Source organism: Variovorax sp. BGA-UO-ETr-C22, from assembly GCF_059567965.1.
This window is the reverse complement of sequence record NZ_JCAQPA010000011.1, coordinates 352145-377830: the sequence shown is the minus strand read 5'-3', so window position 1 is coordinate 377830 and position 25686 is coordinate 352145. Positions and strand designations below refer to the sequence as shown.

Sequence of the window (25686 nt, the reverse complement as noted above, 5' to 3'; positions counted from 1 at the left end):
TTCTGCCCCCGCGACTGCTCAAACTTTGGGCAGTCGCTTGCTATTTTCGCCAGCGTGGTGCACACTCGCGGGCTTGAATTTGCGGGTTAACCCCGAGGTTGAGCGCAATTCAAACCCCCCGCTCTTTTCTTGTGGTGCCCCATGGCGGCTTACGCCTCGATCACGTCCTCTGTCACTAAGTTTGCGCTCACCAGCTTGATGCTGGTGGCTCTGACGACGGGGGCCGAGGCCCGCGGATGGTTCGGCGCCGACAAAACGTCCTCCGAGGCATCGATTGCCCTGACCGATCTGCCGGTCCAGGGCCAGCGAACCTACCAGGCCATCCTTGACGGTGGCCCCTTCCGGTACGACAAAGACGGCACGGTATTCGGCAATCGCGAACGCATCCTGCCAGCGGCACGCCGCGGGCATTACCGCGAGTACACGGTGCCAACGCCCGGCGCGCGCAACCGCGGTGCCCGGCGGATCGTTTGCGGTGGCGAGCAGCGCACGGCGCCCGAAGCCTGCTGGTACACGGCGGACCACTATGCGAGTTTCAGACGGATTGCGCCATGAGCGATGACAACGACCTGAGCGGCGCCCCGAAGCGCCCCGACGAGATGATGATGACTATGGAAAGACCAGCGGATATGACCTTATCCCTTCGAGCCGTACGCCCGAACATCGTGCAATCGATCCGCGCGTTCCGCGTGAACGACCTGCAGGATGCCGCCAACGCGGCCGGCCAGCACTTCCTGTACGCCAACCTGGGCAACGCCCAGACCAAGCAGGACGTGCTCGACCTGATTGCCCAGCAGTTCACCTTCCCGGCGCACTTCGGCAAGAACTTCGACGCGCTGTACGACTGCATGACCGACCCGTTGCATAAATCGGGCCCGCAGCCTGGTTTCGTCATCGTGCTCGAACAAATCCCGGCCAACGCCAAGTTCGACAAGGAAGCGCGTGAGCAACTGCTCGACATCTTCCGCGACGCTTCGGACTACTGGGGCGATCGCAAGGTCCCGTTCCGCTGCTTCTATTCTTTTCTGTAGCCCGTTCTGCATCCACCAGCCAAGCAGAACGGGCGAATGAGGCTCAGCCCACCGCTGAAACCCTCGATGGCATCGAAGTCAACACCACCGCCACGGCAGCCGCCGCGGCCACGCCCGCCGCCAGCACCGAGCCGGCCGGCGAGAAAATGCCGACCGACAAGCTCGTCGACGTGTCGCCCCTGGCGCTGCGCATGAGCAGCCCCTTCAACGCGGGGTACTGGCTGGCAGCTGCGTAACTGCAACCGCTCGCCGCCACAAAAAAAAGCCCGTCATCGACGGGCTTTTTTCATGGGGGAACGGCCTGGGCCAGTGCAACGTATTCGGCCACCGGCACCTCCTCGGCCCGGCGCTGGATGTCGAACTCGCCGGTGAAGCCGTGCTCCCCCAGCCACTTGCCCAGCGTGTGCCGCAGGATCTTGCGGCGTTGGCTGAAGGCGACCTGCACGATCTCGCCGAGCCGCGCCGCATCGACCGCCGGCGGCTGCGCGAGCGGCACCATGCGCACCACGGCGCTGTCCACACGCGGCGGCGGATCGAAGCTCTCGGGCGGCACGAACAGCACGTTCTCCATGTCGTAGCGACACTGCAGCATCACGCTCAGGCGGCTGTAGTCCGAGGTGGCGGGCCGGGCCACCATGCGGTCGATCACTTCCTTTTGCAGCATGAAGTGCTGGTCGGCGATCAGGTGGGCATAGCCCAGCAGGTGGAACAGGATCGGCGTGGAGATGTTGTAGGGCAGGTTGCCCACCACGCGCAGCGGTTTCGGTTCGGCCTTGGCCGCGAGTTCGGCGAAGTCGACCTTGAGCACGTCCGACTCGATGACATCCAGCTGCGGATGTTCGCGCAGCCGCTTGGCCAGGTCGCGGTCGAGCTCGATGACCGTGAGCCGGCCGAGCCGCTCGACCAGCGGCTGCGTGAGCGCCGCCAACCCCGGCCCGATCTCGACCATCGCATCGCCGGGCTGCGGCGCGATCGCCTGCACGATCCCGTCGATGATCCCGCCGTCGGACAGGAAATGCTGCCCGAACCGCTTTCTTGCAATGTGCTGTGCCATCGCGGCCTAGAGCGCTGCCGCGGCCATCAGGACTGCGGCGTCTCGCGGTATTCGACGTAGGCGCGCGCGCGCACTTCCTGCACCCAGGTGGTGAAGGCTTCTTCGACGCGCTGTTCGCGCAACGCGGCACGTGCGGCTTCGCGCTGCTCCGACTGGCTCAGCTTGGCTTCGCGGCGGCCGACCACCTGGATCAGGTGGACACCGAAGCGCGACACCACGGGGTCGCTGATCTGGCCCGGCGTGAGCCGGTCCATGGCTTCCTCGAACTCGGGCACGAACTGGCCGGGGCGCGACCAGCCGAGGTCGCCGCCTTCCTTGGCGCTCGCGTCCTGCGAGTTGTCGCGCGCCAGGCCGGCGAAATCGGCGGTGCCGGCCTGCACGCGGCGCTTGAATTCCTGCAGCTGGGCCACCGCCTGCGCGGTCGTGCGCTTGGGGTCGTTCAGCAGCAGGATGTGGCGCACCTGGGTCTGGGTGATGGACGCATCCGACGAGCCCACCTGCGCCTTGGTCAGCACCTTGAGCACGTGGAAGCCGGCGCCCGAGCGCACGGGCCCGGCGATGCCGTTCACCGCGGTCGATTGCGTGGCCTCGACGAACACCGGCGGGTAGCGGTCGGCGCTGCGCAGGCCGAGCGCGCCGCCGTTGGCGCGGTCGGGCGAATCGGAGTTTTCGCGCACCAGCTTGGCGAAGTCTTCGCCGCTGCGCGCGCGCTGTGCGAGGTCGGTGGCCTTCTTCTGTGCGGTCGCGACCTGCGCCTCGGTGGCGTTCTCGGGCACGGCCACCAGCAGCTGGGCGATGTTGAGGTTGAGCAGGGCGTTGTTCTTGACGGCGCTCTCGCGCTGGTCGCGCAGGTATTCGTCGGCCTCGGTGTCGCTGATCTTGACCTTGGACTCGACCTCGCGGTCGCGCAGGCGCGTGAGCAGCAGCTGGTCGCGCAGGTCGTTGCGGAATTCGCGCGGCGAGATGCCCTCGGCCGCTACGCGGCTGCGCAGCTCGGTGAGGCTGATCTCGTTCTGGCGGGCCACGGTCTGCTCGGCCTGGTCGATCGCCACGTCATCGACCTTGATGCCGTTTTCCTTCGCCAGCTGCAGCTGCGCACGCTCGGTGATCAGGCGCTCCAGCACGAGGCGCGTGAGTTCGGCGCGCGGCACGCGCTCGGCGTCCGGGTTCTCGCGGATCAGACGGGTGACACGCGACTGCACCTCGGTGTTGGTGATCGGCTCGGAGTTGACCAGCGCCACGATGTACTCGGCCGCGCGCTGCACCGGCGCCGCCGCGGGACCGGCAGGGCGCGCCGCCGGCGGCACGATCCGGGGACCGGCACGCATGATGTCCGTGATGCCGCTGCCGGAACGAAAGCCCTGTGCGCCGGCCGTTGCGGCGATGGCCGCAAGGCAACCCAGGGTGATGAGGGAACGGATGTGTTTCATGGCGTGAACGGTCGTCGTTTCAGTCGTAATTGGTGAAGCGGCTCGGGGCTTCGGTCGGTTGACGCAGCGGCTGGTAGCGCTGCACGTTCTGCCGCAGGGCCTGCATCGGGCTCGAGCCGATGCTGGAGAACCCGACGAATTCGAGCTGGAACATGATGCGGGTGTTGGCCGTCACCTGGCCGGTGGTGATGCGCTGCAGCACCACACGGCTGATCCAGCAGCAGCCGTCGTACTCGACCCCGAGCACGCCGTCCGTGAGCTTCTTGTCCTGCAGGCTGTAGTTCAAGCGACCCACGGCGTACCAGCGTCCACCGCCTTCGCCCTTGCCCGGCCCGAGGTCCTTGCCCTTGTCTCCCCACAGGTCGTTGAGCGGCCATTGCCAGCCGAAGTCGATCGACTTGTTGCCGTCGGTGGCCGTGGGCGTGCTCGGCGCCTGGTAGCGGAAGGCGGCGCTGAGGTTGCGGTACGGGCCCGGGTTGTAGCGCGCGCTGATCGCGCTGCGCGTGGAACGGCGCGAATCGGGGTTGTACTGGAGCAGCGTGTCCAGGCTCCACTTGGGCGTCCAGTTGATCTGGGCGCCCAGCAGCAGGTCGCTGGTGCGGTCGGTGACCGGCGCGACGCCCGGCAGCGTGACCTTCTGGTCGGCGAAGCGAAAGCGCTGCGCGATGCCGAAGCGCACGGCTTCCACGCCGGTGCCCGGATCGATCAGGCGGGACGTGACGCCCAGCGTGAGCGCGTTGGTGTCCGAGATGCGGTCGGCGCCCGAGAACGCGTTCTCGGTGTAGATGGTCGCAAAGCTGAAGTCGTTGGCGGCCGAATCGTAGTTCGGCAGCATGCTCTGGTTGCGGTACGGCGTGTACACGTAGTACGCGCGCGGCTCCAGCGTCTGGCGGAAGGCGCGGCCGAAGTAGCTGGCGTCGCGCTCGAAGACCAGGCCGCTGTCCAGGCTGAAGGTCGGCACGACGCGGTTCGACGAGGTCGGGAAGAAGTACAGCTGGCTCGGGTTGTACGGCATCCCGTTCACGTAGTCGATGCCGTTGACCGACACCTTCGGAATGGACGACTGCGGCAGGTAGTAGTTGTACGAGGTCGCGTGCAGCTGCAGCTTGGGGATGACGAAGGAGCTCGGCGTGAGGAACGGCCGGCTGATCGCCGCCTGCGCGAACACGCGGTCGCCGTCGGGCTGCGACTGCTGGATGAGGTCGAAGCCGGGCTGGCCGGCCAGGATGCTATTGACGCGAAAGCGCGAGTAGTCGGTGTTCAGCGAGACGTCGAAGCCGTGCCAGTCGTACTTGGCGTAGTTGGCCGTGATCTGCGGCACGCGGTCGTACGAGGGCACGACCGGCGACAGGTTGTACTGCAGCGTCTGGTAGCGCAGGGCGCGCACGGCGCCGCTCCAGTCGCCCTTGGTCCAGTTCAGCGAGGCATCGTTCGGCAGCTGGCGCTGCGCCAGCGTCGGCGTGCGCGTGAAGTCGCGCCAGTAGTCGTTGTCGCTGACGCGGTTGATGTTGAGGCTGGCGGACAGCGAGTCCAGGCCCAGCGCCTTGGCGTCGAAGTCGTGGTGGTGGTTGAGCCACAGGCCCCAGCGCTTACTGCTGTCGGGCGGCTTGCCGAAGTTCAGGTCCTTGAGCGCGATCTCGCCGTTGTTCAGCTTCTGCAGCTGCTCGGCGCGCGCCTCGTTGTAGCGCTGGCCCACGAGGCGGTCGCTGCCCATCAGGTCCAGACGGATGCTGCCGCTGTAGTCCTTCTCGAGATAGCGGAACTCACTGGCCAGGTTGAGCCCGCGCTTGCTCATCAGCGTGGGCGTGAAGGTGGCGTCGCGGTTGGGCGCGATGTTCCAGTAGTAGGGCTGTGCGACCTCGAAGCCGTTGGTGTTGTCCAGCCCGATGGTCGGCGGCAGCAGGCCGCTCTTGCGCTCGTTGGACAGCGGGAAGGTCACGCGCGGGATCGGCGGCGTCGTGATGCCCATGAAGCTCATGCGCGCATCGATGGCGACGCCTTCGTTTTCCTCGGTGTCGGTGGTCAGCGTGGCGGCGGTCAGCAGCCAGGCCGGCATCCAGCCGGGAAAGTCCTCGCGGCGGCAGGTGGTGTAGCTGGCGCGCCGCGCGATCGAGACGTTGGAGTCGACGAAGTCGATGCGCTCGGCCTCGCCGTGGCCGCCGGTCGCGAGGAAGCGGTAGCGCACGTTGTTGAAGAAGCCCTCGAAGGTCTCGAGCTTGAGTTCCAGCTCGGGGCCCTCGTACACATTGCCGGCCTGGTTGACCCGCACGTTGCCGGTGGCCTTGGCGCGGTCGTCCGGCTGGTAGTACTCGAGGCGGTCGGCCGTGATGGCGACCGGGCCACGGCGCAGCGTGGCGTTGCCCTCGACCACGGTCTCGAGGTCGGGGCGGCCGGAAATGCGGTCGCCGGTGACAAGGCTGGGCAGCTGGCTGCGTTGCACGGGCGTCAGCGTCTCGGTGAGCAGCGGCGTGCGCTTCAGCGTGAGCGGTCCCTCAAGCACACCGGCTTGCTGGGCAAAGGCGCCATGCGCGTGCAGCAGCGCCAGCGACAGCACGGCCAGTGGCAGCGGCGGGCTCGAACGTCGCAAGGCAGCGCGTGGGGTCGTAGGCATCGATTCGGAACGAAAAATCGTCGGGACGGCGCGGCAAGCCGGCGGGTTGCGGGGTCCGGCAGCCACCCCGCCCGGTCGGATCGACCTCGAGCAGGGGTGCCGCGCCAGGCGGATTTGTAGAATTGATTATCCATGACAGCACCTTCGACCCCGGCGTCCACGACCCCACACCCTGCCCAGACCATTCTCTGGACAGATCCGCAGCGGGCCGAAGCGTTCCGGGGCTGGCTGGCCGGCATTGCCGAGGCCCGGCAACTGCGCCCGGACACCGTCCGGCTGGCGTCGGCCGACGCGAGCTTTCGCCGCTATTTCCGCCTCGACACCACCGACGGCGGCACGCGCATCGTGATGGATGCGCCGCCCGACAAGGAAAACAGCGCCCCCTTCGTGCAGGTGGCACAGCTGATGACCGAGGCCGGCGTGACGGCGCCGCAGGTGCTCGAATGGGACCGCGACCACGGCTTCCTGCTGCTCGACGACCTGGGCCGCCAGACCATGCTCGACGTGATCGATCCGGCCCGCCCGGACGCCAACCGGCCGCTCTACGACCTGGCCATCGACGCGCTGATCCGCTGGCAGCTGGCCTCGAAACCCGGCGTGCTGCCGCCTTACGACCGTGCGCTGCTCGAGCGCGAACTGGCGCTCTTTCCCGAGTGGTACATCGGCAAGCACCGCGGCGTGGCCGTCGAGGGCCAGCTGAAGGAGCGCCTGGACCGCGCCTTCGCGCTGATCGTCGAGAACAACCTCGCGTCGCCGAGCGTCTACGTGCACCGCGACTTCATGCCGCGCAACCTGATGGTGGGCGACGATGCCGGCCAGCCGTTGGGCGTGCTCGACTTCCAGGACGCCGTCTACGGCCCGATCACTTACGACATCGCCAGCCTGATGCGCGACGCCTTCCTGAGTTGGGACGAGGAGTTCGTGCTCGACATCACCATCCGCTACTGGACCGCCGCGCGCAAGGCCGGGCTGCCGGTCGACGAGGACTTCGGCGCCTTCTACCGCGCGGTCGAATGGATGGGCCTGCAGCGCCACCTCAAGGTGGCCGGCATCTTCGCGCGCCTCACGCTGCGCGACGGCAAGCCGCGCTACCTGGCCGACACACCTCGCTTCATCGCTTACATCCGCGCCACCGCCAGCCGCTACATCGAGCTGAAGCCGCTGCTGCGCGTGATCGACGAGGTCGAGGGCACCACGGCCGTCACCGGCTTCGCCTACGGCCGAGTCTGAAGAGAAACTGAAAAAAGCCAAAAAAGAAAATCGCTGTAGCGCCCGTACCACGGGCGCCATCAGCTCCTGATCTCATCGCATGCCCCGTTTTCACTGCTCCGTGCCGCTGACCGCCGGCGCCAGCCTGGCGCTGCCGCCGGGCGCCGCGCGCCATGTGCAGGTGCTGCGCATGCAGCCCGGCGACACGCTCACCCTGTTCGACGGCGCGGGCGGCGAGTACGCCGCGACGGTCGAGCGCATGGGCCGCAGCGAGGTCGCCGTGACGGTGGGTGCCCACACGTCCATCGAACGCGAAGCGGCCCGCGCCGTGCACCTCGCGGTCGGCATGCCGGCCAACGAGCGCATGGACTGGCTGGTCGAGAAAGCCACCGAACTCGGCGTGGCCAGCATCCAGCCGCTGGCCACGGCGCACGGCGTGCTCCGCTTGTCGGGCGAGCGCGCCGAGAAGAAACGGGCGCACTGGGAAGCCATCGCCGTTGCGGCCTGCGAGCAATGCGGGCGCAACCGCGTGCCAGTGATCCATCCGGTGCAGTCCTTCGCGGGCTGGCTCGGCAGCGCTGCTGCCGCGGATACGGCAGCGACGCGCTTGGTGCTAAGTCTGGCCGAGGGCACGCGCGCCGTCACCGCCGTGGCCGCAGAGACACCCACCGCGCAACCGGCGCTCGTGCTGAGCGGCCCCGAAGGCGGCCTCAGCGCCAGTGAAGAGCAGGACGCCATCGCGCGCGGCTTCGCACCGGCCACGCTCGGCGCGCGGGTGCTGCGCGCCGAAACCGCGGCGCTCGCGGCGCTGGTGTCGCTCGTCGGCGCCTGAGCGGTTCGGGGGGTGTTTTCCGCGAGGCGCACACCGGGCGCCTGCGGAACAATGGCCGCTTCGTTTTTTCTTGTTCAATCCGCCTCCCGGAAGGACCGCTCCCCCATGCCTCGTTCATCCCGCGCGTTTCGTCTCGCCCCCCTCGTCCTGGCCGCGCTGTGCGCCATGCCCGCCGTTCACGCCCAAAGCCAGGCCGTTGCGCCCACACCGGCGCAGGTCAGCCCCGCGGTCGATCAGGCCTACACCCAGCTCATGGCGTCGCCCGCGATCCGCAAGCTGCTGGAATCGGTCAAGGCCGACCACGAACGCACGGTCGAAGAACTGAAGACGCTGACCGAGATCGAGGCGCCGCCCTTCAAGGAACAGAAGCGCGCCGAAGCCTTCCTGGCACGCCTGAAAGCGCTCGGCCTGCCCGACGCGAAGATCGACGCCGAGGGCAACGTGATCGGCCTGCGCAAGGGCACGGGCAACGGCCCCAAGCTGCTCATTTCGGCGCACCTGGACACCGTCTTTCCGGCCGGCACCGACGTCAAGGTGAAGGAGCGCGACGGCAAGCTCTTCGCGCCCGGCATCGGTGACGACACGCGCGGCCTGTCGGTGCTGCTGTCATGGCTCAAGGTGCTCAACGACAACAAGATCCAGACCGTGGGCGACCTGATGATCGTTGCCAACGTCGGCGAGGAAGAGCTGGGCAACCTGCGCGGCATGAAGGCCATCTTCCGCGACCACCTCGACATCGACGGCATGGTCGGCCTGGAGCCCTCGCCCGACGGCCACGTGCTGGTGCTCGGCACCGCGAGCCACCGCTACGAAGTCACCTTCAAGGGCCCGGGCGGCCACAGCTTCGGCGCCTTCGGGCAGGTGCCCAGCGCGATCCACGGCATGGGCCGCGCGATCGCCAAGATCGCCGACGTGCGCACGCCGAGTTTCCCCAAGACCACCTTCACCGTCGGCACCGTGGGCGGCGGCACCTCGGTAAACACCATCGCGCCCGATGCGCGCATGGCCATCGACATCCGCTCGGACGACATGGCCTCGCTGCTCGAGACCGAGAAGAAGATCCTCGCCACGCTCGACGAGGCCGTGGCGGAAGAGAACAAGCGCTGGAACGTGACCAGCCTGAGCGTGAGCACCAAGCTCATCGGCGACCGCCCGGGTGGCCGCACGGCGCCCGACTCGGTGATCGTCGAGGCCGCCACGCGTTCCAACAGTGCTTTCGGCCACAAGACGCTGCTGCGCGGCGGCAGCACGGATGCGAACGTTCCCATTTCGCTGGGCATCCCGGCCATCATCATCGGCGGCGGCGGCAAGTCGGGCGGATTCCACTCGCTGGCCGAGTCGATTGACGTGACAGATGCATGGAAAGGCGCGCAGAATTCGCTCGTCACCGTGCTCGGCCTGGTCGGTGTGCAGGGCGTCAGCCCCGCGCTCCTGCCGAAACGCGCAGCACGCAGCAAGTAATTTGTCACGTTGCCAGTTCGAAAGTGGCCGCGCCACTTTCGGCAAGCGGGTCGCCACATTGGAAAATGTGAGCGTTTCTGTCACACACCAAGGAATGGTCATGGGGTTGCTCGATTCGGTACTCGGTCAGGTGCTAGGAGGCGCTGCACAACAGCAGCAACCGCAAGGCGGTGGCCTCGGGGGATTGGGAGATCTCGGAGGCCTCGCCGGTGCCCTGGGCGGCCTGCTTGCCAATAACGGCGGGCAGGGCGGCCTCGGCGGCATGGTCTCGAAATTCGAGCAGGCGGGCATGGGCGACGTGATCGGCTCGTGGATCGGCAACGGTGAAAACAAGCCGGTGTCGGGCGATCAGTTGCAGAACGCGCTGGGCGGCGACACGATCGCCGCCATCGCTTCCAAACTCGGCATCAACGCACAAATGCTGCTGCCGATGCTGGCCACCATGCTGCCGGCCCTCATCAACCAGCTCACGCCGCAGGGCAAGGTGCCCGAGCAGGGCCTCGGCAACCAAGACGACCTGCTGGGCTCGCTCAGCGGGCTGTTGCAAGGCAACAAGCCGACCTGACCTGCCATCCGGCGAATTTCATTCTCAGAATTCCGGCGCCCGCGAGGGCGCTTTTTTTTGGCCGGCGCCTTGCCTTCGTCGCCCAATCGCGTAGAACCGCGCCCCATGAATCGCAATCTGTGGCTCCTGGCCATCTGCCAGGGCCTGCTCCTGACCAACAACGTCACCTTCATCGCCATCAACGGCCTTGTCGGCCTGGGCATCGCTCCGCAGGGCTGGATGGCCACGCTGCCGGTGATGGGCTACGTGGTGGGCGGGGCGTTGAGCACGGGACTGGTGGCGCGCACACAGCAGCGCTTCGGCCGCCGCGGTTCGTTCCAGATCGGGCTGGCGGTGGCGGTCGGCTCGGCGCTGCTGTGCGCCTACGCGGCGTCCTCGAAGAACTTCTGGCTGCTGTGCTTCGCGACCGTGGTCGCGGGCTACTACAACGCCAACGCCGGGCTCTACCGTTTCGCGGCGGCCGAACTGGCACTGCCGGCCTGGCGCGAGAAGGCCGTGTCGATGGTGATGGCCGGCGGCCTGATCGGCGCGGTGGCGGGGCCGAACCTCGCAACCTTCACGCGCGACGCCCTTTCGGTGCCCTTCGCCGGCGCGTACATCGCGCTGGCGGCGGTGGCGCTGCTCTCGATGGCGGTGATGCATTTCATCGAATTCCCGCCCTCGCCGACCCGCAAGGAAGCCGGCGGCGGCAGGCCGCTGGGCGAGATCATGCGCCAGCCCGTGTTCATCGTGTCGGCCGCCGCAGGCGCGCTGAGCTACGGCGTGATGAACCTGCTGATGGCCGCCACGCCCATCGCGATGCAGATCTGCAGCCTGCCGTTTTCCGACGCGGCGCTGGTGCTCGAATGGCACGTGATCGGCATGTTCGCGCCGGGCTTCTTCACCGGCCACCTGATCCGCCGCTTCGGCGCGCTGCCGGTGATGGGGGTGGGGCTGGCGCTCAACCTCGGCTGCATCGTGGTGGCGTTGTCGGGCGTGGACCTGCACCACTTCCTGGTGGCGCTGTTCCTGCTCGGCGTGGGCTGGAATTTCCTGTTCACCGGCAGCACGACGCTGTCGCTCACGGCCTACACGGCCGAGGAGCGCGACCGCGCCCAGGGCGCGCTCAACTTCTGCGTGTTCGCGACGCTGGCGCTGACCTCGTTCGCCTCGGGTGTGCTGGTGACCACGCAGGGCTGGCAGCTGTTGAACTACGGCTCGCTGGTGCCGGTGGCCCTGACCGGCGCCGCGCTGCTCTGGCTCGCGCAGACGCAACGCCGGCGCGCGCCGGTGGCCAAGGCCTGAGCCTCAGGCCACGCGCGCGGGAACAGCCGCCGCTGGAAACCGCCGGTCGAGCCAGCGTTGCAGCGTGTCGAACACGAGCTCCGCATCGAGTTCGTTGAAGAGCTCGTGGTACAGCGCGTCGAAGCACTTCGCCTCGACGTTGCCGCTGGGCGCCGCGGCGGCCGCGAAGGCGCGGCTCGCAGCCGGCCGCACGAGCCGGTCGTCGCCCGCGTAGATCAGCAGCGTGGGCACCGGCCAGCGCGCCGCGTGCTGCTGCACCGTGACGCCTTCGTACGCGAGGAAACGCGCCAGCCGACTGCCGATGCGGTCGTGCGTGAGCGGATCGTCGCGGTAGGCCTGCACCACCACCGGGTCGTGCGAGAGGTAGTTGTCGTCGAGCCCGTTGCTCACGCGCAGGTTGGGCGCGATGCGCGGCAGCACCGCCAGCAGCATCTTCTGGAAGCCGTTCAGCCCCGGATCGAGCCCCGGCGACGAGAGCACCAACGCATCGACCGGCCGCACGCCGCGCGCCACCAGGCTCGCGGCGACCAGGCCGCCCAGGCTGTGGCCCAGCAGCACCAGCGGCACACCGGGGTTCTCGCGGCGCGCATCGTCGATCACCAGCGCCAAGTCGTCGACCAGACGCAGCTCGCTGGGCAGGCCGCCGCGCGCGCCGGTGGATTCGCCGTGCCCGTGGTGGTCGTGCGCCCAGACCGCGAAGCCCCAGCCGTGCAGCTGCTTGGCCAGGCCGTGGTAACGCCCCGCGTGCTCGCCCAGCCCGTGCACCACGACCACCACGGCGCGGGGCGTGCCCGCAGCGGGCAGCCGCCGCAGCGCCAGCGTCTCGCCGTCCGGCGTGGACAGCGACACACGGTGCGGCAGGGGCAGCGCGTCGTTCATGGGTGCACCCTTGGCGCTGCGCGCCTTCCCGCCAGGCGGGAGCGAGCTTGCTTGGGGCGGCCCGGCGCGGCGCTCAAGCCGCCACCGGCTCCGCAGCCGCGGCGCGGTGCGCCACCGGCAGGGCGGCGATGACCTCGGCCACGGCGGCCGTCAGCTTCTTGGCGTAGGGCACGTGCAGGAACTCGTTGGGGCCGTGCGCGTTGCTCTTCGGGCCCAGCACGCCGCAGACCATCATCTGCGCGGTCGGGAAGCCGGCGCTCAGCATGTTCATCAGCGGGATCGTGCCGCCCTGGCCGATGTAGCCGCAGGAGGCGCCGAAGTGCGCGCGCGAGGCCTTGTTGAGCGCGTCCTCGAACCACGGCGTGATGGTGGGGGCGTTCCAGCCGGTGGCGCCACCGCCGCTTTCGAAGGTCACGCGCGCCTGGTAGGGCGCGTTGTCTTCGAGCAGGGCCTTGAGCTTTTGCACCGTCTCGGCCGCATCGACCAGCGGCGGCAGGCGCAGCGAGAGCTTGAAGGCGGTGTAGGGGCGCAGCACGTTGCCCGCGTCCTTCAGGGCCGGGAAGCCTTCGGCGCCGGTGACCGACAGCGTGGGCTTCCAGGTGCGGTTGAGCAGCGCCTCGACCGGGTCGGTGGTGGTCGGCAGCGCGAACATGGTCGAGCCGCCGCAGTCGTAGTGCGCCCACGGGAAGCGCTTGTAGACCTCGTCGCCGAGGATGGCCGCCGTGGCCTTGGCCTGCGCCAGCCGGTCGGCCGGCACTTCGCAATGGAAGCTGGCAGGCAGCAGGCGGCCGGTGGCGCTGTCTTCGAGGCGGTCGAGCACCTGCCGCATGATGCGAAAGCTCGAGGGCACCAGGCCCGAGGCGTCGCCCGAATGGATGCCTTCGGTCAGCACCTCGACCTTGAGCGTGCCGCTGGCCATGCCGCGCAGCGAGGTCGTGAGCCACAGCTGGTCGTAGTTGCCGGCGCCCGAATCCAGGCAGATCACCAGCTCGACCTCGCCCAGGCGCGGACGCAGCGCGTCGACGTAGGGCAGCAGGTCGTAGGAGCCGCTTTCCTCGCAGGTCTCGATGAGGCCGACGATGCGCGGGTGCGCCACACCCTGGGCCTTGAGCGCCTGCAGCGCGGCCACGCTGGCGTACACGGCGTAGCCGTCGTCGGCGCCGCCGCGGCCGTAGAGCAGGCCGTTCTCGTACTTGGGCGTCCACGGGCCGAGGTCGTTGCGCCAGCCGGTGAACTCGGGTTGCTTGTCGAGGTGGCCGTACATCAGCACGGTCTCGGCCATGTTCGTGCCGGTGGCCGGCACTTCGAAGAACAGCACCGGCGTGCGGCCTTCGAGGCGCACGATCTCCAGCTTCAGGCCCTCGACCTTCTGCGCCTCGACCCAGGCCGCGGCGTTGCGCAGCACGGTCTCCAGGTAGCCGTTGGCCGACCAGTCCTTGTCGAAGCCGGGCGACTTGGCGGGGATGGCGATGTAGTCGGTGAGTTGCTTGACGATGTCGCCGTCCCATTGGGCGGTGACATCAGAGAGGGCGCGCGTCGCGTCGAGCGTGCCGGCGGGCATTTCACGGTGCAGGGGGGCGTTCATCGGGGGATTCTCCGCGGGGACGAAAAAACGCATTTTGCGCCTCGCGGCGAGCGCGCGTAGAGTGCGGGCGATCTCAAAACCCGGAGCGCAATGTGAGCAAGGCAACATCGACGCGGATCAAGGTGGGGATCGGCGGCTGGACCTACGAGCCCTGGCGCGACAACTTCTATCCAAAAGGCCTGGCCCACGCGAAGGAGTTGAACCACGCCAGCCGGCAGGTCAGCGCCATCGAGATCAACGGCACCTACTACAGCACCTTCAAGCCCGAGACCTTCCGCAAGTGGCGCGACGACACGCCCGACGACTTCGTGTTCTCGATGAAGGCCTCGCGCTTCACCACCAACCGCAAGGTGCTGGCGACCGCGGGCGAGTCGATCCAGCGCTTCATCGACAGCGGCGTGGCCGAGCTGGGCGACAAGCTCGGGCCGATCGTCTGGCAGTTCATGCCGACCAAGCAGTTCGATGCGGAAGACTTCGAAGCCTTTCTGGAGCTGCTGCCGAAGAAGGAGGGCAGCCGCGTGCTGCGCCACGTGATGGACGTGCGCCACGAGAGCTTCATCACGCCCGCCTACAAGGCGCTCGCGAAGAAGCACAAGGTGTCGACCGTGTTCACCGACGCCGACAAGTTTCCGTCGTTCGAGGAGCCCGAAGGCGACGTCGCCTATGCGCGGCTCATGATGGCCGACGCGTCGCTCGCGACCGGCTACGCGCCCAAGGCGCTCGACACCTGGGCTGCGCGCGCGCAAGGCTGGACCACGACGCCGAAGGCGCGCGACGTGTTCGTGTATTTCATCAACGGCGCCAAGGAGAGAGCCCCGGCCGCGGCCGGGGCCTTGCTGCAGCGCCTGGGGTGGGCGCCGCCGGCTGCAGACGCAGCAATGGCCGCCGCCGCGGACAAGCCGAAGCCGGCGGCCAAAAAGGCCCCACCGAAAAAGAAAGCGCCCTGATCGACGGTCGTCAGACCGGGCGCATCAGGTGCCTCAGGCGGCGGCCTGCAGCGACGGCTTGGCGCCGAAGCTGATCTCGCCCGACAGCTGGCCGCCTTCTTCGATCACGATCTTGCCGTAGCGGATCTTGCCGGTGACCTTGCCGGTCGAGTGGATGACGAGCTTCTCGCGCACGGTGAGGTTGCCGTCGAACACGCCGCGGATCTCGGCGATGTCGATCTCGGCCGAGCCCTTGAACTCGCCCTGTTCGGCGATCTGCATCAGGCGCGAATCCATCGTCGCCTCGACCAGGCCTTCGACCACGAGCGTGTCGCAATCGGTGATCTCGACGCCCTTGAGCTTGATGTTCGGGCCGACGGTGAGCTTGCTGCCGCCTTCCTTGGCGGCAGGAGCGGCCGCCGGGGCCAGGCCGGCCTGCGCGGTCAACGAGGAGGGATTGACGGGAGTGCCCGAGAGATTGGTGCCCGAACCAACCAGCGGTGCGGGACGGGACGTCAGCGAATCGGTGTCACGATCGCGCTTGCCGAAAAAGGGGGACTGTGTGGCCAATGGGGAGCTCCTCAAGAAAGGGGACTATCGTAAGAACGCACTCACGGCATGCGGCACTTCATTGCGCAATAAGCGTAACTGAATAAGTCGCCCGGGGCCCCTGACAATGCCCCGCATGACCCGCCTGATCCGCCCGAACATCGAAGCCCTGTCCACGCCCGCCGCCACCGACTCGCGGTTCGACAAGCCCGCGCGCGGCTGGCGGCGCACGCTGTTCACCGTGATCTTCGAAGCCGACACGCCCGCCGGCCTGTGGTTCGACCTGACGCTGATCGCGGTGATCGTGATGAGCGTGCTGGTCGTCATCCTGGACAGCGTGCAGTCGATCCGCGACCAGTGGCGGCCTCTGTTCAATGCCCTCGAATGGGTGTTCACGATTCTCTTCACGCTGGAGTACATCGCGCGGCTGTGCTGCGTGAACAAGCCGCTGCGCTACGCGCTGAGCTTCTACGGCGTGATCGACCTGCTGGCGCTGCTGCCGACCTTTCTCGTGGCCTTCGCGCCCGAGCTGGCATACCTGATCGACGTGCGCATCCTGCGGCTGCTGCGCGTGTTCCGCATCTTCAAGCTCTCGCGCTATTCGGTGGAGTACCGCGCGCTGGTGTCGGCGGTGGCATCGAGCCGCCGGAAGATCACGGTGTTCGTGGGCTTCGTGATGCTGGTGGTGCTGGTGATGGGCACGCTGATGTACGTGGTCGAAGGCCCGACGCACGGCTTCACCAGCATTCCGGTGGCGATCTACTGGGCCATCTCCACCATGGCCACGGTCGGCTTCGGTGACCTCGTGCCCAAGACCGACCTGGGCCGCGCGATCGCCTCGGTGATGATGCTGCTGGGCTGGGGCGTGCTGGCCGTGCCCACCGGCATCGTGACGGCCGAGATGACGCGGCGCGGTGTCGACGACGACCTGGCCGAGCCGATCGCGCTCGCATCGCGCGGCGTGCTCGCGCTGGCGGCGGAGCCGGCCCGGGGCAAGGCGCCTGCGAAGCGGCTCACGCCGTCGGCCAGACGACGCGCCCTTGCGCAGCATCGTCGAGGCGCGCGATGAAGGCATCAGCCTCGGGCGCGGGCAGCGCGAAGGCAAAGCGCACGTCATCGCCGTGCTGCACGTCTTCGAGCACCGCGCCGATGGCGGCCAGCTCGCGCCGCACCAGCCCCTCGAGCGCGTAGGGCACGGCGCACTGCAGCTGGCGCTGGCGCACGAGCGGCACCAGCGTGGCACCGAGCAGGGCCTGAGCGACGGCGTCGGTGTAGGCGCGCACGAGGCCGCCGGCGCCGAGCTTCACGCCGCCGAAGTAGCGCACCACGGTGGCGAGCGCGCCTTCCACCTGCTGGTGGCGCAGCACCTCGAGCATGGGGCGTCCGGCCGTGCCGCCGGGCTCGCCGTCGTCGTTCGCCGCCGACTGTCCGCCGGCCATCAGCGCCCAGCACACGTGCGCAGCGCCCGGGTGTTCGGCGCGCAGCGAGGCGACCACGGCCAGCGCGGCCGCACGGTCGGGCACCGGTTGCACGCAGCCGATGAAGCGGCTTTTCTTGATGAGCAGGTCGCTGTGAACCGGCTGCGCGAGCGTGAAGCTCATTCCGACCCGATGTCCGTGCGGTGCAGGGGCGGCGTGCTCAGCCGCCCCGCTCGAACTTGAACACCGCCGTGCTGGCGCGCGCGTTGGGCAGCCAGCGCACGTCGCGCCCGTTTTGCAGGCCGAAGGCGTCGAGCACGCGCAGGTTGTTCTTGCCGGCCAGCACCTCGAAGTCCTTGTAGGTGCCGACGCGGATGTTGGGCGTGTCGTACCACTGGTAGGGCAGGCGGCGCGTCACGGGCATGCGCCCGCGCGCCACGCTCAGGCGGTTGGGCCAGTGCGCAAAATTGGGAAAGGCGACGATGCCGAAGCGGCCCACGCGCGCGGTCTCGCGCAGCATGACCTCGGCATTGCGCAGGTGCTGCAGGGTGTCGATCTGCAGCACGACGTCGAAGGTGGCGTCATCGAACATCGCCAGGCCTTCGTCGAGGTTGAGCTGGATCACGTCGACGCCGCGGCGGATGCACTGCAGCACGTTGCCGTCGGCGATCTCCACGCCGTAGCCGGTGCAGCCGCGCTCGCGCTGCAGCAGGTCGAGCAGGGCGCCGTCGCCGCAGCCCAGGTCGAGCACGCGCGAGCCCTTCGGCACGAGCTCGGCGATCAGTCGTTGATGTGCAAGGTCGCTCATTGGAATTCCTTGGCGACGCGTTCGAAGTACGAGCGCACCACGCCCATGTAGCGCACGTCGTCGAGCAGGAAGGCGTCGTGGCCGTGCGGCGCGTCGATCTCGGCGTAGCTCACGTTGCGGCGGTTGTCGAGCAGCGCCTTCACGATCTCGCGGCTGCGCGCGGGGGAGAAGCGCCAGTCGGTCTTGAAGCTCACGAGCAGGAACTGGGCCGTGGCCTGCGCGAGCGCCGTGCTGAGCTGGCCGCCGTGGTGGCGCGCGGGGTCGAAGTAGTCGAGCGCGCGGGTGATCAGCAGGTAGGTGTTGGCGTCGAAGTACTCGCTGAACTTGTCGCCCTGGTAGCGCAGGTAGCTTTCGATCTGGAACTCGATGTCCTGCGTGGAATAGCGGTAGTCGAGCCCCGCCACCTCGCCCTCGACGGCGCTGCGCAGGATGCGCCCGAACTTGGCGTTCATCACGTCGTCGCTCAGGTAGGTGATGTGGCCGATCATGCGGGCGATGCGCAGGCCGCGCTTGGGCACCACGCCGTATTCGTAGAAGTGGCCGCCGTGGAAGTCGGGGTCGGTCACGATGGCGCGGCGCGCCACCTCGTTGAAGGCGATGTTCTCGGCCGTGAGGTTGGGCGCGCTGGCCACCACCACGGCGTGGCGCACGCGGTCGGGGTACTGCAGCGTCCACGACAGCGCCTGCATGCCGCCGAGGCTGCCGCCCATCACGGCCGCGAGCGTGCGGATGCCGAGCGCGTCGAGCAGCGCCGCCTGGGCATCGACCCAGTCTTCGACCGTGACCACCGGGAAGTCGGCGCCGTAGACGCGGCCGTTGGCGGGGTTCACGTGCATCGGGCCGGTCGAGCCGAAGCAGGAGCCGAGGTTGTTGACGCCGATCACGAAGAACCGGTCGGTGTCCAGCGGCTTGCCCGGGCCCACCATGTTGTCCCACCAGCCCTCGGAGCGGGCCTGGCCCTCGTACACGCCCGCGACGTGGTGCGAGGCGTTGAGCGCATGGCACACCAGCACCGCGTTGCTGCGCTCGGCGTTGAGGGTGCCGTAGGTTTCGTAGGCGAGCGTGTAGCCGCTGATCGAGGCGCCGCTGCGCAGGGCCAGCGGGCCTGCGAACTGCATCGACTGCGGGGTGACGACCAAAGGTGACGACGACATGAATGAAAAAACCCGGCCTCGCCAAAAACGAGCCGGGTTCGGCAGCCGTCTTTAGCAGAATTTATAGAGCGCCCGCAAGCTGAAGCAAATCGGCGCAGGGCAAGTATAGCCCCGTGACTTTTTCCTGCTACCAGCCGACGATCATCACGACGCCCAGCACCAGGAAGATCGCCGCCGAGATGCCGTGCACGAGCTTGATCGGTACGCGCCGCACGATCTTGTCGCCCAGCCAGACGACCGGCGCATTGGCCAGCATCATGCCCAGCGTGGTGCCGACGACGACCCAGGCGTAGTCCTGCGTGAAGCGGGCGGCCAGCATGACGGTGGCGATCTGGGTCTTGTCGCCCATCTCGGCCAGGAAGAAGGCGATCACCGTGGTGCCGAAGACGCCGAACTTCGAGACGCCGGGGGCGTCGTCTTCATCGAGCTTGTCGGGAATCAGCATCCAGACGGCCATCGCGATGAACGAGCCGCCCAGGATCCAGCGCAGCACCTCGGGACCGAGCCAGCGCGTGATGTAGTTGCCGACCGCGCCGGCCAGCGCGTGGTTGATGACCGTGGCGACAAAGATGCCGAGCACGATCGGCCAGGGTTTCCTGAAGCGCGCGGCCAGCAAAAGGGCCAGGAGTTGGGTCTTGTCGCCCATTTCGGCGAGCGCGACCACGCCCGTTGCAACGAGAAAAGCTTCCATGATGGATGTGGGGTTCCTTGGGCCGAAGGACGCAATTGACCGCACAACACCTTCGGCCATATTCCCGAAGTTGTGCGGTCAAAGGTCTCGCCAGGTGTGTTCACTGCACGCGCCATGTCCTCGTGGGGCAAGGACAAGTCTGTTGACGCGGGCCCTTCTCGTATGCGGAAGGCGGCTACTCCCCAATGACCCGCAAATTGTAGCCGCATCGTCAATTTCCCCGGCTCAAACAGGTAGGCGTGCGCTAACTTCTACTAGTTTCGAAAGGCGCTACCTCAAGACGCAAATTCCTGCTTGCTTTTTTGATATTTCACCCATAATGCACGAGCATCCCTCTTGATTTTGGGCGGGAGCAATTCGGTGATCGGTCAGTTTCGCGCGGCTCGGCGGCTCTCGTTTGAGTGATGCTTTCGGGACTCCATCGCTTTTCTTGATGTGTTTATAGGAGTCCCTTGATGGGCAACAAACTCTACGTCGGCAACCTGCCTTACTCGGTGCGCGACGGTGATCTCGAGCAGGCCTTCGGCCAGTTCGGCGCAGTGACCAGCGCCAAGGTCATGATGGAGCGCGACACGGGTCGCTCGAAGGGCTTCGGCTTCGTCGAGATGGGCAGTGACGCGGAAGCACAGGCCGCCATCAACGGCATGAACGGCCAACCCCTGGGCGGCCGCAGCGTGGTCGTCAACGAAGCACGTCCCATGGAAGCACGTCCCCCCCGCAGCGGTGGCGGCGGCTACGGCGGCGGCGGTGGTGGTTATGGCGGCGGTGGTGGCGGTGGCTACGGCGGCGGCGGTGGTGGCGGCTACGGTGGTGGCGGCGGTGGCCGCTCCGGCGGTGGCGGCGGCTACGGCGGCGGTGGTGGTCGTTCGGGTGGCGGCGGCGGTGGTGGCGATGGCGGTTTCCGCAGCCCCTACGGCGCAGGTCCCCGTGGCGGCGGCGGTGGTCGCAGCGGCGGTGGCGGCTACGGCGGCGGCGGCAACGGTGGGTACTGAACCCCGTTCACTCCTTCGCATGCCTCACGGCATACAAACACAAAAGGCTCCCTCGGGAGCCTTTTTCTTTGCCTGCGCGCTGTGCAGTTAGCGATGAAGCTCAGGCTTCGCCGCTGCGCTTCTTGCGTGCTCGGCCCTGCACCGCGCGGTCGAGCACGGCATTGGGCAGCAGGCGCATGACCTTGGCGACCACGCCCATCTGCCAGGGAATCACGCGGTAGCTCGTGCCGGCCTCGATGGCGCGCAGCGCCTGAGCCGCAAAGTCCTGGGGCTGCATGAGAAAGGGCATGCCGTAGCGGTTGCCCTGCGTCAGCGGCGTGTCGATATAGCCCGGGCAGAGCGTGACGACCTTCACCCCGCTGTTGTGCAGTTCCCCGCGCAGGCTTTCGCAGTACGCGACCACGCCGGCCTTGCTCGCGCAGTAGGCGCCGTGCCCCGGCAGCCCGCGGATGGCGGCGACGCTGCCGATGCCCACGAGCCGCCCGCTGCCGCGCTGCACCATGGCCTGCACGAAGGGATGGAAGGTGGCGGCCAGCCCCACGTTGTTGACGGCGAAGGTGCGCGCCAGCACGTCGAGGTCCGAACGCTCGGCCGTGTCGATGCCGATGCTGATGCCTGCGTTGGCGATCACCACGTCGGGCACGCCCTGGCGCGCGATGCAGTCGGTGCCGGCGGCCACGATGCTGTCGGTGTCCGCCACGTCGGCGCCGTAGACCTGGTAGCGGCCCGCGTCCAGCTGGCGGCCCGTCGCCCAGGTTTCGATCTCGCCCGTGCGCCGCGCGACCAGCGCCAACCGATAGCCCGCGTCATAGAAGCACGCGGCCAGCGCCTGGCCGATGCCGCTGGAGGCGCCGGTGATGAAGACGAGCGGTGCGGCGGTAGTCATGTGTCGGTCGTCTCCCGGGAACTGTTTTCTTGTTGTGTGGCCGCTCAGCGCGGCTTGCCCGCCGCGGCCGACGGCACCAGCACGCCGCGCACGCGGCCCGTGAGGTTGGCCACGCCGCTCAGGTTGTCGTAGTCGAGCGTATCGCCCGTGAATTGGTCGCTGCCGCGGATGAGCGTGACCGGCTTGTTCGACTGCACCTTCTCGGTGTCGAGGAACGCATGCAGGAACTCGCCGCGAAACTCCAGCCGCGGCGTGGCCTTGCCGCTGGCGCTCACCGCGGGTTCGCGGATCACGATCGCGTTGCCGAACAGCTGGATCTCGCTGCCGTCGGAATTCGACAGGCCCCGGTTCGCCGACGAGCGCGTGACCAGCCCCTCGGGCGACACCGAGCGCATGCGCACCTGGTCGACCTCGATGGTGTCGGTGTCCGGGTAGTGCCGTCCCTCGGTGCCGTGCAGCTCGCTGCGCAGGTCGCCGTTGGGCAGGAAGTTCTTGATGACGAAGTCCCGCATGAAGTAGTCGGGCTCGTGCGTGGGCGCGGCCTTGACGGTGGGTTCCAGCAGCTTGGGCGCATTGCGCACCAGCCAGTAGGTGCCCAGCGCCACGCCCGCCATCAGGATGATTGGCAGGTAGATGGTGGTGCGGTCGAGCACATCGCGCGTCAGGTTCCAGGCGCGTCGCAGCTGCGGGCTCATGGTCGGGGGCCCAGGGCAGCGTCGAGCAACGGGCGGTACTGGCCGCAGGCCGTCAACAGCAGGTCGCAGAATTCGCGCGCCGCGCCTTCGCCGCCGCGTGCGGTGGTGACATAGCGCGCCACGGCGCGCACCTCGGCGTGCGCATTGGCCGGCGCCGCCGCGAAGCCGACGCGGGTCAGCACGGGCAGGTCGGGCCAGTCGTCGCCGATGGCGGCGGCCTGCGCCCAGATGAAGCCCAGCTGCTTCAGCATGGCTTCGGCGGCGGGCAGCTTGTCTTCGGTGCCGTAGCGCACGTGCTCGATGCCCAGCGCCTCGAGCCGCACGCGCAGCGGCTTGGAGTCGCGCCCGGTGATCACGGCCGGCGTGATGCCGGCCTTGCGCAGCAGCTTGAGGCCGTAGCCGTCGAGGATGCTGAAGCGCTTGAGCGTCTCGCCGTGCTCGGTGAAGTACACGCCGCCGTCGGTCAGCACGCCGTCGATGTCGAAGAAGACGATGCGCACGTCTTGCGCGGCCAGCAGGGTCTCGGCCTGGAAATCAAGCGGCATCAGATGACCTTCGCGCGCATCAGGTCGTTGGTGTTCACCGCGCCGACGATCACCCCCGCGCCGTCGATCACGAACAGGCGGGTGATGCCGCATTGCTCCATGAGTTCGGCCGCCTCCACCGCCAGCGCGTCGACGCGGATGGTGCGCGGGTCGCGGTGCATGATGTCGGCCGCCTTGGGCGTGCGCAGGTCGGCGCCGGCCTCGATCAGGCGGCGCAGGTCCCCGTCGGTGAAGATGCCCAGCGCCCGGCCGTCGGGCTCCACCACCGCGGCGGCGCCGAAGCCCTTGATGCTCATCGCGCGCATCAGCTCGCTGACAGTGGCCGTCGGCGGCACGCACGGCACTTCATCGCCCGAGCGCATGACATCGCTCACGTGGGTGAGCAACTTGCGGCCCAGCGCACCGCCGGGGTGCGAGCGGGCGAAATCTTCGGAGCCGAAGCCGCGCGCATCGAGCAGGGCCACGGCCAGTGCGTCGCCCATGGCGATCTGCGCGGTGGTGCTCGCGGTGGGCGCGAGGTTCAGCGGACAGGCTTCCTTGGCGACGCCGGCGTCGATCACGATGTCGGCATGGCGCGCCAGGGTGGAATCGGGGCGGCCGGTTATGGCGATCAGGGGCACGCCCTGGCGCTTGACCACCGGCAGCAGCACGGTGAGTTCGTCGACCTCGCCGCTGTTGGAGATGGCGAGCACGAGGTCGACCGCCTTGATCATGCCGAGGTCGCCGTGGCTGGCCTCGGCCGGGTGCACGAACATCGCGGGCGTGCCGGTGGAGGCAAGGGTGGCGGCGATCTTGCGGCCGACATGGCCGCTCTTGCCCATGCCCATCACGACCACGCGGCCGCGCACTTCGAGGATCTTGCGCACGGCCTCGACGAAACTCGGGCCGACGCGGGCCTTCAGGCCGAGGACGGCTTCGGCTTCGATGTCGAATGTGACGCGTGCCCGGGCCAGGATGGCGTCGGGGTCGACCACGTGGGTCGGGGCGGGGCGGGAGCTCATCGCCGGATTTTACGAGGCGGGCGCGGTCGGCGATCACATGGCCCGGGGAAGTCCGGGGCACGGACATTGCTCTAGCATCGGCGCCTATGTCTTCGTTCGATCTCACGCTGTTGTATCTGTTGGCCGCGGTGATCGGCGTGGTGGCCTGCCGGTCGCTGAAGCTGCCTCCGATGCTCGGCTACCTGACGGCCGGCGTGCTCATCGGCCCGCATGCACTCGCACTGGCGCAGAACTCCGAAGGCATCCGCCACCTGGGGGAATTCGGCGTGGTGTTCCTGATGTTCGTGATCGGGCTCGAGTTCAGCCTGCCCAAGCTGCGCGCCATGCGCAAGCACGTGTTCGGGCTGGGCATGGCGCAGGTGCTGCTGACCATGGCGCTGGCCACCGCCGGCGCGCTGCTGATCGCCACGCAGCTGCCGCCAGCCTGGCAGCTGGGGTGGCAGACCACGCTGGCGCTGTCGAGCGCGCTCACCATGAGCAGCACCGCCATCGTGGTCAAGCTGATGGCCGAGCGGCTCGAGCTGGAGAGCGAACACGGCAAGCGCGTGATGGGCGTGCTGCTGTTTCAAGATTTGGCCGTGGTGCCGCTGCTGGTGCTGATTCCCGCGCTGGGCGCGCCGCCCGAGGCACTGGCCAAGGCGCTGGGCTTCGCGCTGGTGAAGGCCACCTTCCTCATCGGCGTGCTGCTGTACGGCGGGCCGCGCATCATGCGCTGGTGGCTCACGCTGGTGGCGCGTCGGCGCAGCGAGGAGCTGTTCATCCTGAACGTGCTGCTGATCACGCTGGGCCTGGCCTGGCTCACCGAGCTGGCCGGCCTGAGCCTGGCGCTGGGTGCCTTCATCGCCGGCATGCTGGTGTCGGAAACCGAATACAAGCACCAGGTCGAGACCGACATCCGCCCCTTCCACGACGTGCTGCTGGGGCTGTTCTTCATCACCGTCGGCATGTCGCTCGACTGGCACATCGTGGTCGAGCGCTGGCTGCTGGTGGCGGTGCTGCTGCTGGTGCCGCTGCTGTTCAAGCTGGGGCTGGTGACGGTGCTGGCGCGGGTGCTGGGCGCCACCTCGGGCGTGTCGCTGCGCACCGGCCTGTACCTGGCGCAGGCCGGCGAGTTCGGCTTCGTGCTGCTGGCGCTCGCGCAGGACCGCAACCTGTTGCCGCCGTGGCTGGCCAACCCGGTGCTGGCGTCGATGGTGCTGTCGATGCTGGCCACGCCTTTCATCATCATGTACAGCAACGCCATCGTGCGAAAGCTGGTGGCCAGCGACTGGCTGCAGCAGTCGCTGCAGATGACGACCATCGCGCGCAAGACCATCAACACCGCGCAGCACGTGATCATCTGCGGCTACGGGCGCTGCGGCCAGAACCTGGCGCGCATCCTGGAGCGCGAAGGCATTCCCTACATGGCGCTCGACCTCGACCCCGACCGCGTGCGCCAGGCCGCTGCGGCCGGCGATTCGGTGGTGTTCGGCGACGCGGCGCGGCTGCAGGCGCTGATGGCCGCGGGCCTGGCGCGCGCCAGCGCGGTGGTCGTCACCTACCTGGACGTGGGGGGCGCGATGAAGGTGCTGGCCAACACCCGCGCCCACGCGCCGCACGTGCCGGTGATCGTGCGCACCCAGGACGACCACGACCTCGAGAAGCTGCAGGCCGCCGGCGCGACCGAGGTGGTGCCGGAGGCCATCGAGGGGTCGCTGATGCTCGCCAGCCATGCGCTGGCGCTGGTCGGCGTGCCGATGCGGCGCGTGATCCGCGTGGTGCAGGACCAGCGCGACGCGCGCTACAACCTGCTGCGCGGCTACTTCCACGGCGCCGACGACGATAACGCCGACGAGATCGACCACGAGCGCCTGAACAGCTTCACGCTCACGCCGGGCGCACGCGCCATCGGCCAGACGCTCGGACGGATTGCGCTGCCGACGCTGGGTGTGCGGGTGGCCAGCCTGCGCCGCCAGGACGGCCAGGCGCGCGTGCCGGCCGACGACACGCTGCTGTCGGACGGCGACACCCTCGTGCTGTCGGGCAAGCCCGCCGCGCTGGCGATTGCCATCGAGCGGCTGCAAAAGGGCTGAGGCCGCCG

At 68.3% G+C, this 25686-nt stretch carries 26 protein-coding genes and 1 riboswitch; of the genes, 11 read left to right on the top strand and 15 right to left on the bottom strand.

Annotation, left to right across the window (positions count from 1 at the left end; genetic code table 11):
* Positions 1-141 precede the first annotated feature (141 nt).
* Positions 142-555 (top strand): guanyl-specific ribonuclease, encoded by a 414-nt coding sequence (locus tag AC57B8_RS21645; protein ID WP_056574987.1) that lies wholly within the window; start codon positions 142-144, stop codon positions 553-555.
* A 50-nt stretch (positions 556-605) separates the two neighbouring features.
* Positions 606-1031 (top strand): barstar family protein, encoded by a 426-nt coding sequence (locus AC57B8_RS21640; protein ID WP_095747788.1) that lies wholly within the window; start codon positions 606-608, stop codon positions 1029-1031.
* Positions 1032-1074: 43 nt separating this feature from the next.
* On the opposite strand, the gene AC57B8_RS21635 is transcribed toward AC57B8_RS21640, so the two are convergent.
* From AC57B8_RS21635 to AC57B8_RS21620, 4 genes are all read right to left on the bottom strand, one after another.
* Positions 1075-1239 (bottom strand): hypothetical protein, encoded by a 165-nt coding sequence (locus AC57B8_RS21635; RefSeq protein ID WP_190276597.1) that lies wholly within the window; start codon positions 1237-1239, stop codon positions 1075-1077.
* Positions 1240-1317: 78 nt separating this feature from the next.
* Positions 1318-2085 (bottom strand): 16S rRNA (adenine(1518)-N(6)/adenine(1519)-N(6))-dimethyltransferase RsmA, encoded by a 768-nt coding sequence (gene rsmA / locus AC57B8_RS21630; protein ID WP_496480729.1) that lies wholly within the window; start codon positions 2083-2085, stop codon positions 1318-1320.
* Between the two features lie 26 nt (positions 2086-2111).
* The gene (locus AC57B8_RS21625) at positions 2112-3515 is read right to left on the bottom strand and encodes a peptidylprolyl isomerase (RefSeq protein WP_062473582.1); all 1404 of its coding nucleotides are present in this window, start codon (positions 3513-3515) and stop codon (positions 2112-2114) included.
* 19 nt (positions 3516-3534) lie between these two features.
* On the bottom strand, positions 3535-6126 hold the full coding sequence (locus tag AC57B8_RS21620; protein WP_492730107.1) for an LPS assembly protein LptD: 2592 nt from the start codon (positions 6124-6126) through the stop codon (positions 3535-3537).
* 132 nt (positions 6127-6258) lie between these two features.
* Between AC57B8_RS21620 and AC57B8_RS21615 the strand changes: the two genes are divergently transcribed.
* The 5 genes from AC57B8_RS21615 (at position 6259) to AC57B8_RS21595 (ending at position 11477) form a co-directional block, all read left to right on the top strand.
* The gene (locus tag AC57B8_RS21615; RefSeq protein WP_496480728.1) at positions 6259-7356 is read left to right on the top strand and encodes an aminoglycoside phosphotransferase family protein; all 1098 of its coding nucleotides are present in this window, start codon (positions 6259-6261) and stop codon (positions 7354-7356) included.
* Between the two features lie 79 nt (positions 7357-7435).
* Positions 7436-8167, top strand: coding sequence for a 16S rRNA (uracil(1498)-N(3))-methyltransferase (locus AC57B8_RS21610; protein ID WP_496480727.1), 732 nt, complete (start codon positions 7436-7438; stop codon positions 8165-8167).
* A 105-nt stretch (positions 8168-8272) separates the two neighbouring features.
* Entirely contained in the window at positions 8273-9628 is a 1356-nt protein-coding gene (locus AC57B8_RS21605; RefSeq protein ID WP_496480726.1) for a M20/M25/M40 family metallo-hydrolase, read from the top strand.
* A 100-nt stretch (positions 9629-9728) separates the two neighbouring features.
* The gene (locus AC57B8_RS21600; protein WP_062473592.1) at positions 9729-10193 is read left to right on the top strand and encodes a YidB family protein; all 465 of its coding nucleotides are present in this window, start codon (positions 9729-9731) and stop codon (positions 10191-10193) included.
* Positions 10194-10298: 105 nt separating this feature from the next.
* Positions 10299-11477, top strand: a complete 1179-nt coding sequence (locus AC57B8_RS21595; RefSeq protein WP_496480725.1) for an MFS transporter — start codon at positions 10299-10301, stop codon at positions 11475-11477.
* A 3-nt stretch (positions 11478-11480) separates the two neighbouring features.
* Here AC57B8_RS21595 and AC57B8_RS21590 read toward each other — a convergent pair whose 3' ends face one another.
* The gene (locus AC57B8_RS21590) at positions 11481-12356 is read right to left on the bottom strand and encodes an alpha/beta hydrolase (RefSeq protein ID WP_496480724.1); all 876 of its coding nucleotides are present in this window, start codon (positions 12354-12356) and stop codon (positions 11481-11483) included.
* A gap of 73 nt (positions 12357-12429) precedes the next feature.
* Positions 12430-13941, bottom strand: coding sequence for a M20 family metallopeptidase (locus AC57B8_RS21585; RefSeq protein WP_159279096.1), 1512 nt, complete (start codon positions 13939-13941; stop codon positions 12430-12432).
* A gap of 92 nt (positions 13942-14033) precedes the next feature.
* Here AC57B8_RS21585 and AC57B8_RS21580 point away from each other — a divergent pair, with 92 nt between their 5' ends.
* Positions 14034-14888, top strand: coding sequence for a DUF72 domain-containing protein (locus AC57B8_RS21580; protein ID WP_240531253.1), 855 nt, complete (start codon positions 14034-14036; stop codon positions 14886-14888).
* Between the two features lie 33 nt (positions 14889-14921).
* On the opposite strand, the gene AC57B8_RS21575 is transcribed toward AC57B8_RS21580, so the two are convergent.
* Positions 14922-15437 carry a bactofilin family protein gene (locus AC57B8_RS21575; protein ID WP_062473600.1) on the bottom strand — a complete coding sequence of 172 codons (516 nt, stop codon included), beginning with the start codon at positions 15435-15437 and terminating at the stop codon, positions 14922-14924.
* 115 nt (positions 15438-15552) lie between these two features.
* On the opposite strand from AC57B8_RS21575, the gene AC57B8_RS21570 reads away from it, so the two are divergent.
* Entirely contained in the window at positions 15553-16485 is a 933-nt protein-coding gene (locus AC57B8_RS21570; RefSeq protein WP_496480723.1) for an ion transporter, read from the top strand.
* On the opposite strand, the gene AC57B8_RS21565 is transcribed toward AC57B8_RS21570, so the two are convergent.
* The 4 genes from AC57B8_RS21565 to AC57B8_RS21550 form a co-directional block, all read right to left on the bottom strand.
* Entirely contained in the window at positions 16430-17017 is a 588-nt protein-coding gene (locus tag AC57B8_RS21565) for a YigZ family protein (protein ID WP_495261286.1), read from the bottom strand. The two genes, AC57B8_RS21570 and AC57B8_RS21565, sit on opposite strands and share 56 nt — an antisense overlap.
* Before the next feature lie 37 nt (positions 17018-17054).
* Positions 17055-17642 carry a methionine biosynthesis protein MetW gene (gene metW / locus AC57B8_RS21560; RefSeq protein WP_062473606.1) on the bottom strand — a complete coding sequence of 196 codons (588 nt, stop codon included), beginning with the start codon at positions 17640-17642 and terminating at the stop codon, positions 17055-17057.
* Complete coding sequence (gene metX / locus AC57B8_RS21555; RefSeq protein WP_496480722.1) at positions 17639-18796, bottom strand: homoserine O-succinyltransferase MetX; 1158 nt, start codon at positions 18794-18796, stop codon at positions 17639-17641. The genes metW and metX overlap by 4 nt, the downstream gene beginning before the upstream one ends.
* A 127-nt stretch (positions 18797-18923) precedes the next feature.
* On the bottom strand, positions 18924-19487 hold the full coding sequence (locus AC57B8_RS21550) for a TMEM165/GDT1 family protein (protein ID WP_095747370.1): 564 nt from the start codon (positions 19485-19487) through the stop codon (positions 18924-18926).
* 9 nt (positions 19488-19496) lie between these two features.
* Positions 19497-19683, bottom strand: a riboswitch (yybP-ykoY riboswitch).
* Positions 19684-19942: 259 nt separating this feature from the next.
* Between AC57B8_RS21550 and rbp the strand changes: the two genes are divergently transcribed.
* On the top strand, positions 19943-20479 hold the full coding sequence (gene rbp, locus AC57B8_RS21545; protein WP_070063360.1) for an RNA-binding regulator: 537 nt from the start codon (positions 19943-19945) through the stop codon (positions 20477-20479).
* Positions 20480-20579: 100 nt separating this feature from the next.
* Here rbp and AC57B8_RS21540 read toward each other — a convergent pair whose 3' ends face one another.
* From AC57B8_RS21540 to AC57B8_RS21525, 4 genes are read right to left on the bottom strand one after another with little or no spacing between them, the layout of a single operon-like run.
* Positions 20580-21365, bottom strand: coding sequence for an SDR family oxidoreductase (locus tag AC57B8_RS21540; RefSeq protein WP_496480721.1), 786 nt, complete (start codon positions 21363-21365; stop codon positions 20580-20582).
* 44 nt (positions 21366-21409) lie between these two features.
* On the bottom strand, positions 21410-22060 hold the full coding sequence (gene lptC, locus AC57B8_RS21535) for an LPS export ABC transporter periplasmic protein LptC (RefSeq protein ID WP_070063362.1): 651 nt from the start codon (positions 22058-22060) through the stop codon (positions 21410-21412).
* Entirely contained in the window at positions 22057-22605 is a 549-nt protein-coding gene (locus AC57B8_RS21530) for an HAD hydrolase family protein (RefSeq protein WP_495269348.1), read from the bottom strand. The genes lptC and AC57B8_RS21530 overlap by 4 nt, the downstream gene beginning before the upstream one ends.
* The gene (locus tag AC57B8_RS21525; RefSeq protein WP_496480720.1) at positions 22605-23606 is read right to left on the bottom strand and encodes a KpsF/GutQ family sugar-phosphate isomerase; all 1002 of its coding nucleotides are present in this window, start codon (positions 23604-23606) and stop codon (positions 22605-22607) included. The genes AC57B8_RS21530 and AC57B8_RS21525 overlap by 1 nt, the downstream gene beginning before the upstream one ends.
* Before the next feature lie 86 nt (positions 23607-23692).
* Between AC57B8_RS21525 and AC57B8_RS21520 the strand changes: the two genes are divergently transcribed.
* Entirely contained in the window at positions 23693-25678 is a 1986-nt protein-coding gene (locus tag AC57B8_RS21520) for a monovalent cation:proton antiporter family protein (RefSeq protein WP_070063364.1), read from the top strand.
* Positions 25679-25686: the final 8 nt, after the last annotated feature.